Source organism: Amycolatopsis sp. CA-230715 (genome assembly GCF_018736145.1).
Classification (GTDB): Bacteria; Actinomycetota; Actinomycetes; order Mycobacteriales; family Pseudonocardiaceae; genus Amycolatopsis.
On the sequence record NZ_CP059997.1, the window covers coordinates 2,190,489 to 2,201,938 of the forward strand.

Annotated in this window: 1 protein-coding gene (only partly in view); it reads right to left on the reverse strand. The window is 69.3% G+C overall.

Going from position 1 to position 11,450, the window contains the following annotated elements:
- On the reverse strand, nt 1-11,420 hold the beginning of the coding sequence (locus HUW46_RS48265) for a type I polyketide synthase (RefSeq protein ID WP_254126011.1). It extends 17,956 nt beyond the left edge of the window; 11,420 of the gene's 29,376 nt are visible here — the first part of the coding sequence; the start codon lies at nt 11,418-11,420; its stop codon lies off the left edge, out of view.
- Nucleotides 11,421-11,450: the final 30 nt, after the last annotated feature.

An 11,450-nucleotide genomic window follows, 5' to 3' on the forward strand; every position in this document is an offset into this window, starting at 1 on the left:
GCGTCGGACAACCGCTCCAGCAGCAGCAGACCGACGCCCTCACCCCAGCCCGTGCCATCGGCGGAATCCGAGAACGGCTTGCACCGGCCGTCCTTCGCCTGCCCGCGCTGCCTGCTGAAGTCGATGAACGCGGCGGGGCTGGCCATCACGGAAACACCGCCCGCGATCGCCATCGTGCATTCGCCCTGCCGCAGCGACTGTGCCGCCAGGTGCACCGCGACCAGCGACGACGAGCACGCGGTGTCCACCGTCAACGTCGGGCCTTCGAGCCCGAGCGTGTAGGAGACGCGGCCGGAGATGACGCTGGTCAGCTCGCCGGTGGAGGTGTACCCCTCGATGTTGTGCGCCGACGGGTCCGTGCCGGCGCCGTACCCCATGCCGTAGGCGCCGACGAACACACCGGTCTGGCTGCCCCGCACGGAAGCCGGCGAGATACCGGCACGTTCGAACACCTCCCACGAGGACTCCAGCAGGATCCGCTGCTGCGGGTCCATGGCGAGCGCTTCGCGCGGGGACACCCCGAAGAACTCGGCGTCGAACTCGTCCGCGTCGTAGACGAAAGCGCCTTCGTTGGCGTAGCTCTTACCCGGCCGGTCGGGGTCGGGGTCGTACAGCCCGGCCAGGTCCCAGCCGCGGTCCTCGGGGAAGCCCGAAACCGCGTCCGTGCCGGTGGCGACCAGGTCCCACAGGCCTTCCGGCGACTCGGCGCCGCCGGGGAACCGGCAGCTCATGCCCACGACGACGATCGGGTCGTCGTCGGTGCGGACCCCCGTGCCCACCCGCGTGCTCGTCGTGCCCGCGGCGCCGACCAGTTCGGTGCGAACGAATTCCGCGAGCAGCGCGGGCGAGGGGTAGTCGAACACCAGCGTGGCGGGCAGCCGGAGCCCGGTCGCCGAGGTGAGCCGGTTGCGGAGTTCGACCGCGGTCAGCGAGTCGAACCCGAGTTCCTTGAACGCGCGGTCGGCGCCGACCGATTCGGCCGAGGTGTGCCCGAGCACCGCGGCGACGTGCGAGCGGATCACCCCGAGCACGGTGGCCTGCTGCTCGTCGACGCTCAGCCCGGTCAGGCGCTGGGCCAGTCCGGAGGTGCTCGCGCCGGACTCCACCGCGCGGCGGGCGGTGGACCTGACGAGCCCGCGCAGCAACGGCGGTATGTCGTGCTGCGTGCGCAACGCCGCCACGTCGAGGCCCACCGGCACGAGCATCGGTTCGTCCACAGTGGACGCGATGGTGAAGAGGTCCAAGCCTTGCTCGGAAGAGAGCGGGCGCACGCCTTCGCGGGCCATCCGCTGGAGATCGGCGTCGTCGAGGTCACCGGTGATGGCGCTGCGCTGCGCCCAGAGACCCCAGGCGAGGGACTGGGCGGGCAGCCCGTTGGCGCGGCGGTGCGCGGCGAGAGCGTCGAGGAACGCGTTCGCGGCAGCGTAATTTCCTTGCCCCGGCGCGCCGAAGGTGGCGGCCGCGGAGGAGAACAGCACGAACATCGCCAGGTCATTGTCGGCGGTCAGCTCGTGCAGGTTCCACGCCGCGTCGACCTTCGGCCGCAGGACCGCGTCGAGCCGCTCGGGCGTCAAGGTGGAAACGACGCCGTCATCGAGCACGCCCGCCGTGTGCACCACGCCCGTCAACGCCGGGATCGTGTCCAGCACGGCCGCCAACGCCTGGCGATCGGCGGCGTCGCAGGCAACCACTTCGGCGTGGGCGCCGAGGTCGGCCAGTTCGGCGATCAGTTCGGTGGCGCCATCGGCGGCGGGGCCGCGGCGGCTGGTCAGCACCAGGTTCCGCACACCGTGTTCGGTGACCAAGTGCTTGGCGACGAGGCCGCCGAGGGTCCCGGTGCCGCCGGTGACCAGCACCGTGCCCTCGGGATCCAACGTAGTGGGCATGGTCAGCACGACCTTGCCCACATGCTTGGCCTGGCCCAAAAACCGCATCGCCTCCGGCGCCCGCCGCACATCCCACGACCGGACCGGCAACGGCGTCAGCACACCCTGCTCGAACAGGCCCACCAACTCGACCAGCATCTCCTGGACCCGCTCCGAAGATGCCTCCACCAAGTCGAACACCCGATACAGCACACCGGGATGCTCGGCGGCGATCTGCTCCGGATCGCGCTGATCCGTCTTCCCCATCTCCAAGAACCGGCCGCCGCGGGGCAGCAACCTCAGTGAGGCGTCGACGAACTCCCGCGCCAACGCATCCAGCACCATATCCACCCCACGACCACCCGTGGCCGTCAGGAACTTCCCCTCGAACTCCAGATCCCGCGACGACGCCACGTGCTCCGCATCAAAACCCTGACCCCACAACACATCCCACTTACCCGGCGATGCTGTCGCGAACACCTCGGCACCACGCCACCGCGCCAACTGCACCGCGGCCATCCCCACTCCACCGGCGGCCGAATGCACCAGCACCGACTCGCCAGCACTCAACCTGCCCAGATCAAACAGTCCGAAGTAGGCGGTCAGGAAGACGAGCGGCGTCGACGCGGCCTGTTCGAAGGTCCATCCGGGCGGCATCGGCACGAGGGTGCGGCGGTCGGCCACGGCGATCGGGCCGAAGGTCCGCGCGGTCATCCCCATCACAGTGTCGCCGGGGCGCAGATCGGTCACCCCGGATCCGACCTCGACCACCACACCGGCGGCCTCGCTGCCCATGTCGGCATCGCCCGGGTACATGCCCAGCGCGATCAGCACGTCGCGGAAGTTCACCCCGGACGCCCGCACCGCGATCCGCACCTCACCCGCACCCAGCGGCGCGGCCGCCTCGGGGTGCGGCACCAGGGCCAGGTTTTCCAGGGTGCCCTTGCTGCTGACGTTCAGGCGCCACGCCCCGGTGCCCGCCGGCGGCACCAGCACCTCACCGGAACCAGCCCTGGCCAGGCGGGCCGCGCGCACTTCACCGCCGCGGACGGCCACCTGGGTTTCGTCGGTCGCGAGCACGGCCGCGATCCGCCGCGCGGATTCCGGAGCGTCGTCGAGGTCGAGCAGGACGAACCGGCCGGGGTTCTCCGACTGCGCCGAGCGCACCAGTCCCCATGCGGCGGCGTGCGCGAGATCGGTCGCGTCCTCGCCGGGGGTGGCCGCGACCGCGCCCCGGGTGACGAGCACCAGCCGGGATTCGGCGAACCGGTCGTCGGCGAGCCAGGACTGGACGAGCCCGAGCACCCGGTTCGTCACGCGGCGAACCGCGTCCGGGTCCACTGCGGACTCCGGCGCGCAGGGTACGAAAAGGACGTCCGGAACGGACGTGACCGCGTCCAGCGACTCGCAGGTCGTGATGTCCACACCGGACTCCGCGAGCCGCAGCGGGTCGGGGCCGAGCACGGACCAGGTCCCGGTGGGCGCGGTGTCGGCGAGACCGGCCAGCACCGGCCAGTCGAGCTGGAACAGTGCGTCGGTGGAGCGCGCCTCGGCGAGCTGGTCCGCGGACACGGTCCTGAGCACGAGCGACTCGATGGACGCGACCGGGGCACCGGTGTCGTCCGCCAGGGTCACCGAGATGCCGCCGCCCGCGGGCGCCAGCCTTGCGCGCACGGAGGCGGCACCCGTTGCGTGGAGGGTGACTCCGCTGAACTCGAACGGCAGACCGAGACCATCCACTGTGGACGCACCGAGCCCCGCCGCGTGCAGCGCAGCGTCCAGCAGCGCGGGGTGCAGGCCGAACTCGCCCGCGTCCGACCGGAACTCCTCGGCGAGCGAGACCTCGGCGAACACCTCGTCCCCGCGGCGCCAAGCCGCCCTGACCCCTTGGAACGCCGGGCCGTAGCCATAACCGGCGTCGGTGAGCACTTCGTAGAACCCGCTCACGTCGACGCTTTCGGCGTCCGCGGGCGGCCAGGCGGCCAGGTCGGCCGGTGCCGTCCGGTTCCCTTCGGCCGCGAAACCGCTCGCGTGGCGGGTCCACGGCTGGTCCGCGGCCGCGTCGGCCGGCCGGGAGTAGATCGCCAGGGTGCGGCGGCCGGCGTCGTCCATGCCGCCGACCACGAGCTGGATCTGGACGCTGCCGTGCTCGGGCAGCACCAGCGGGGCGTCGATGCTCAGGGCCTCGACGAACTGGCAGCCGACCTCGTCACCGGCGCGGATCGCCATCTCGACGAACGCCGTGCCCGGCAGCAGGATCGACCCGGCGATCGCGTGATCGGCGAGCCAGCGGTGGGTCTGGGCCGACAGGCGGCCGGTGAACAGAAACCCGTCGGTGGCGGGCAGCGGGACCGCGGCACCCAGCAGCGGGTGCTCGGCCGGTGCCAGCCCGGCGGCGCTCACGTCCCCGGCGGACATCCCGCCGGTCACCCAGTAGTGCTGTCGTTGGAAGGCGTAGGTGGGCAGGTCGGTGTGGTGGGCGTGGGTGCCGGTGAAGAAGGCGCGCCAGTCGATGGACACACCGGTGGTGTGCAACCGTGCCACCGCCGTGGTCAACGACACGACCTCATCCCGGTCACGCCGCAAGGCAGGTACGAGCGCGGCGTCCGAAATGGACTCCTGCGCCATCCCCGACAGCACACCATCCGGACCCAGCTCCAGGAACGCGGTCACACCCTGGCTGGCCAGGAACCGCACACCATCGGCAAACCGCACCGCCGCACGAACATGCCGCACCCAATACTCCGGGTCCGTCACCTCCGCGACCTCTCCGGTCACATTGGACACCACGGGAATCTTCGGTGCCTGGAACGACAGACCCTCGGCGACAGCGCGGAACTCCGCCAGCATCGGCTCCATACGGGGTGAGTGGAACGCGTGGGACACCGTGAGGCGCTTGGTCTTCCACTCCCAGGACGCCTCGAACCCAGCGATGACCTCTTCATCGCCCGCGACCACGACAGACTGCGGCCCGTTGATCGCCGCGATCGAAACCCGGTCTTCGAGCCCCTCCAGCAGCGGCGCGATCTCGGCTTCGGTGGCTTGCACCGACAGCATCGCCCCACCGGTCGGCAGTGCCTGCATCAACCGGCCCCGCGCGGCCACCAGCGCCGCCGCGTCTTCGAGAGACAGAACCCCGGCCACATGCGCCGCGGTCAGCTCGCCGATGGAGTGCCCGGTCACGAAGTCGGGGCGGATGCCCCAGGACTCGACCAGCCGATAGAGCGCGACCTCCAGCGCGAACAGGGAAGCCTGCGTGTACTGGGTCTGGTTGAGCAGCTCGCCGTCCTCGGCGAACATCAAGTCCTTGATCGACCGATCCAGGGACTTGTCCAGATACGCGCACACCGCATCGAGAGCATCCGCGAAAACGGGGAACTCCCCATATAGCCGTTTACCCATGCCCGCGCGCTGCGCACCCTGACCCGAGAACAAGACAGCGGCACGCCCCTCGACCGCGAGCCCTTCCACCACACTGGCCGCCGGAGTGCCCTCAGCGAGCGCGGTCAGACCGCGAACGAACTCGTCCCGATCCCCCGCGATGATCGCGGCGCGGTGTTCCAGCGCCGTGCGCGAGGTCGCCAACGTGAACGCGACATCGACAAGTTCACGACTGTCCACATGCGACATTAAGGTGTGGGCCTGTGCCCGCAGGGCTTCCTCGGTGTTGCCGGACAGCACCCACGGCACCACCCGGTCCACCGGCGTGTGGTCGACGGGTGCGTCGATCGCGGGTGCTTGTTCGAGGATGAGGTGGGCGTTGGTCCCGCTGAACCCGAACGAAGACACACCGGACCGCCGAGGCCGGTCGCTCTCGGGCCAGGTCGTGGTGTCGGTCAACAACGCGACCGCGCCACTGGACCAGTCGACCTGGGTGGTGGGCTGATCGGCGTGCAGGGTTTTCGGCAGCACGCCGTGGTGCATGGCCTGCACCATCTTGATCACACCAGCGATCCCCGCCGCGGCCTGGGTATGCCCGATGTTCGACTTCACCGACCCCAACCACAACGGCCGCTCACGATCCCGCCCATAGGTGGCCAGCAGCGCTTGGGCCTCGATCGGGTCCCCGAGCGCTGTCCCGGTGCCGTGCGCCTCCACCGCGTCCACCTCGGACGGCTCCAGCCGCGCGGCGGCCAGGGCCTGCCGGATGACCCGCTGCTGCGACGGCCCATTCGGCGCGGTCAAACCGTTCGAGGCGCCGTCCTGGTTCACCGCAGAACCGCGGATCACCGCCAGGATCTGGTGGCCGTTGCGTTCGGCGTCCGACAGGCGTTCGAGCAGGACGAGGCCGCCGCCCTCACCCCAGGCGGTGCCATCAGCGGTGTCGGAGAAAGCCTTGCAGCGGCCGTCGGCGGCGAGGCCGCGTTGGCGGGAGAACTCCACGAACGCACCCGGGGTCGCCATCACCGTGACCCCACCCGCCAACGCCAAAGTGCACTCACCCGACCGCAACGCCTGCGCCGCCAAATGCAACGCCACCAGCGACGAGGAGCACGCCGTGTCCACCGTTACCGCCGGGCCTTCCAGCCCGAAGGTGTAGGACAACCGGCCCGACACCACACTGGCCGCGTTCCCCGTCCCCACAAACCCATCAAGACCAGAACCAGGATCCGCCAGCAGGTTCAGGTAGTCCTGTCCGTTCGAGCCCACGAACACCCCGGTGTCCGAGCCCCGCAGGGAAATCTGGTCGAGTCCGGCGCGTTCGAACACCTCCCACGCCAACTCCAGCAACATCCGCTGCTGCGGATCCATCGCCAAAGCCTCACGCGGGGAAATCCCAAACAACCCCGCATCAAACAACCCCGCGTCGTGGACGAACCCGCCATGGCGGGCATACGACGTCCCTACCCGGTCCGGGTCGGTGTCGAACAACCCCGCCAGGTCCCAGCCCCGATCCGTCGGGAACTCCGACACCTCATCGCGACCCGACACCACCACATCCCACAACCCCTCCGGCGTCATCACCCCGCCTGGGAAGCGGCAGCCCATCGCCACGATCGCGACCGGCTCATCCACCCCCACCCCCACCGCGGGCACATCCCGCACCACCTGCGGCAACACCCCCAACAACTCACCCAGCAAAAACCCGACCAACGCCTCCACCGTCGGATAATCGAAAACCACACTCGACGGCAACGACACCCCCGTCTCCGCCGACAACCGATTCCGAAACTCCACCGCCGTCAACGAATCAAAACCCAAATCCCGAAACGCCCGACCCCCACGCACCTCACCCACCGACCCAAACCCCAACACCGCCGCCACATGACCCCGCACCACCTCACCCAACACCAACTCCCGCTCCAACTCCCCCGCCACCCGAAGCCGATCAACCAGACTGGAATCCCCACCAGTCCGGGATTCCTGCTTCGCTTCCGGCAACGCGGACAGCAACGGGCCGGTCCCGAACCGGCTGACGAACCTGGCCCAGTCGAAATCGGCGACGACCACGACCGCGTCGTCCGAGGCCACTGCGGCGGGAAGGGCTGCCAGCGCCTGCTCCGGAGGCATCGCGCCCATGCCTTCGCGGCTGGCTTGCTCGGTGACGATGGTGTGGTCGGCGAGTCCGGCGCCTGCCCAGATTCCCCAGGCGATCGAGGTCGCCGGAAGTCCTTGCTGGTGACGGAGTTCCGCCAACGCATCGAGGTAGACATTCGCCGCGGCGTAGTTGCCCTGCCCCGGCGAACCCAACGTGCCCGCCACCGAGGAAAACAGCACGAACGCGTCGAGTTCGTACCCGGCGGTCAGCTCGTGCAGGTTCCACGCGGCGTCGGCCTTGGGCCGCACCACCGATTCGATCCGCTCCGGTGTCAACGACTCGACCACGCCGTCGTCGAGCACGCCCGCGGTGTGCACCACAGCGTTCACCGACTCGCCGTCGAGAACCCGGGCCAGCGCGTCCCGATCGGCGGCGTCACACGCAACGATCCGAACCTCAACACCCAGTGCCGCCAGCTCAGCCTCCAGCTCAGCCGCCCCCGGAGCCTCCGGCCCACGGCGGGACAGCAGCACCAGTCGCTGCGCACCCTGACCCGCGGCCCACCGAGCGACCTGCCCACCCAACGCACCAGTGCCACCGGTGATCAGCACTGTCCCTTGTGGACGCCACCCGCCCGACACTGACGAAGCACGCAGCAGACGACGGGCAAACAACCCCGTCGACCGCACCGCAACCTCATCCTCACCCGACCCCGCCAACACCGTCACCAACCGCGACAGCGCACGCTCATCAAGAGTCTCAGGCAGATCCAGCAAACCACCCCACCGCTGCGGCTGCTCCGCGGACAGGACCCGACCCAAACCCCACACCGGCGCCTGCACCAACGCATCCACTCGATCCGAGCGACCCACCGACACCGCACCCCGGGTCACACACCACACCGGAGCATCCACCCCAGCAACACCCAACGCCTGCACCAACGCGACCGTGTCCACCACACCAGCGGAGATCGCGTCCGCATCCAGGGCCAGCAGGGACACCACACCGGTCACCCCGGCGGGATCCACACCCGGCACCTCATCGGCCGCAACCCGAACGACCTCGGCACCGGCTTGAGCCAGTGCCCCGGCCAGCTCATCAGCCACCGCGTCAGCGGTACCGGTGATCAGCAGCCAGCGGCCGGATAGCGAATCGGCCTCGCCCGCGGAAGCCGGCTGCCACACCACCCGATACCGCCACGACTCCACCACCGACTCAACCCGCCGACGACGACGCCACGACGACAACGCCGGAACCGCCGCGGCGAACGACTGGTCACCGTCGATGTCGAAGGTGTCCGTCAGCTCCTGCAAATCCTCGCGCTCGACCGCGTCCCAGAAGCGCGCCTCGGCCCCGTCCATAACGCCGACCGCCGCTTCCGCGGAAAGCTCCACCCAGTAGCGCTGCCGCTGAAAGGCGTACGTCGGCAGATCCACCCGCTGCGCACCGGTACCGGCGAAGAAGGCCTCCCAGTCGACGGACACACCGGTGGCGTGCAAACGACCCACCGCAGTGGTCAAGGAGACAACCTCGTCACGATCGCGCCGCAGAGCAGGCACCAAGGCGGTGTCCGCGATGGACTCGGCCGCCATACCAGTGAGCACGCCGTCCGGCCCCAGCTCCAGGAACGTGGTCACGCCCTGATCAGCCAGGAACCGCACACCATCGGCGAACCGCACCGCCTCGCGCACGTGCCGAACCCAGTACTCGGGGTCGGTCACCTCCGCCAGCGCACCGGTCACATTGGACACCACCGGAACCTTCGGCTCCTGGAAAGCGAGCCCCTGCGCAACCCGGCGGAACTCCGCCAGCATCGGCTCCATCCTCGGCGAATGAAACGCATGCGACACCGTCAGCCGCTTCGTCTTCCACTCCCACGCCGACTCAAACCCGGCAATCACATCTTCATCACCCGCGACCACCACCGACCGCGGCCCGTTCACCGCCGCGATCGAAACCCTGTCCTCAAGCCCCTCCAGCAGCGGCTTGATGTCCTCCTCGGCCGCCTGCACCGACAACATCACCCCACCCGCGGGCAGGGCCTGCATCAACCGACCCCGCGCCGCCACCAACGCCGCAGCGTCCTCAAGCGACAGAACCCCGGCCACATGCGCCGCGGTCAGCTCACCGATCGAATGCCCCGTCACGAAGTCGGGACGCACACCCCACGACTCCACCAGCCGGTACAGCGCCACTTCCAGCGCGAACAACGATGCCTGCGTGTACTGGGTCTGGTTGAGCAGCTCACCATCCTCGGCGAACATCAACTCCTTGACCGGGCGATCCAGGGACCTGTCCAGTTCCGCACACACCGCGTCCAACGCGTCCGCGAAAACGGGGAACTCCCCATATAGCCGCCTGCCCATGCCCGCACGCTGCGCACCCTGACCGGTGAACAACACCGCGGCACGACCCTCACCCGCCAGCCCCGACACAACACCTGCCGCGGGCGCACCCTGTGCCAAAGCGGTGAGCCCGGCGCGGAAGTCCTCGTGGTTGTCGGCTGTGACCGCGGCGCGATACTCCATTCCCGCCCGCGTCGTCGCCAACGAGTAAGCGACATCGACGATCTCGTAATCGTCCACACGCGACACCAGACGCTCCGCCTGCGCGCGCAACGCTTCCTCGCTGCTGCCCGACAGCACCCACGGCACGACCCGCGCCAGCGGGGACCTTTCAGCAACCGCTTCCGCCTCGATCGCGGGAGCCTGCTCCACGATCACGTGCGCGTTGGTGCCGCTGATGCCGAACGAGGACACCCCTGCGCGTCGTGGCCCACCCGTCTCCGGCCACGTCACGGATTCCGTCAGCAGTGACACCGCGCCGGAAGACCAGTCCACATGCGACGACGGTTCGTCCGCGTGCAGCGTCGCGGGCAGAACGCCGTGCCGCATCGCCTCGACCATCTTGATGATCCCCGCGACACCAGCAGCACCCTGCGTATGCCCGATATTCGACTTGATCGAACCCAACCACAACGGCCGCTCGCGGCCCTGCCCATACGTCGCCAGCAGAGCCTGCGCCTCGATCGGGTCACCGAGCGGGGTACCCGTACCGTGCGCCTCCACAACGTCCACATCGGACGGTTCGAGCCTCGCGTTCGCCAGCGCTTGGCGGATCACCCGTTGCTGCGAGGGGCCGTTTGGTGCGGTCAACCCGTTCGACGCGCCGTCCTGGTTCACCGCGGAACCTCGCACCACGGCCAGCACCCGGTGCCCGTTGCGCTCGGCGTCGGACAACCGCTCCAGCAGCAGCATGCCGACGCCCTCACCCCAGCCCGTGCCGTCGGCGGAATCCGAGAACGCCCGGCACCGGCCATCGGCGGCGAGACCACGCTGCCGGGAGAAGTCCACGAACGGCGCCGGGTTCGACATCACCGTCACACCACCGGCCAACGCCAGCGAACACTCGCCCTGACGCAGCGACTGCGCCGCCAAATGCACCGCGACCAGCGACGACGAACACGCGGTGTCCACCGTCACCGCCGGACCCTCCAGCCCGAAGGTGTACGCGATCCGGCCCGAAGCCATACTGCCCGCGGTTCCGTTACCGAGGTAGCCTTCCAGCTCCTCCGGCGTCGCGCCGCGATCGGCACCGTAGTCGTAGTAGAGCATCCCGACGAACACACCGGTCTGGCTGCCCCGCACCGAATCCGGCACCACACCAGCCCGCTCGAACGCCTCCCACGACGTTTCCAGCAGCAACCGGTGCTGCGGATCCGTCGCCAGCGCCTCACGCCGGTTGATGCCGAAGAAGTCCGGATCGAACTCGCCCGCGTCGTGCAGGAAACCACCATGCCGCGTGTACGACTTGCCGTACTGGCCGGGGTCCGGGTCGTAGAGGCCGTCGACGTTCCAGCCGCGGTCGGCGGGGAACTCCGAAATCGCGTCCTGACCGTCGGACACCAGCCGCCACAGATCCTCCGGCGAGCTGACCCCACCGGGATACCGGCACGCCATCCCCACGATCGCGATCGGCTCGCGCGCCTTGTCCTCCAGCTCCAGCAACCCGCGCTTGGCCTGCCGCAGGTCAGCCGTGACACGCCGCAGGTACTCCGCGTACTTGTTCTCGTTCATGATGCGAAGTCAGCTCCTAGCAAGACGAAA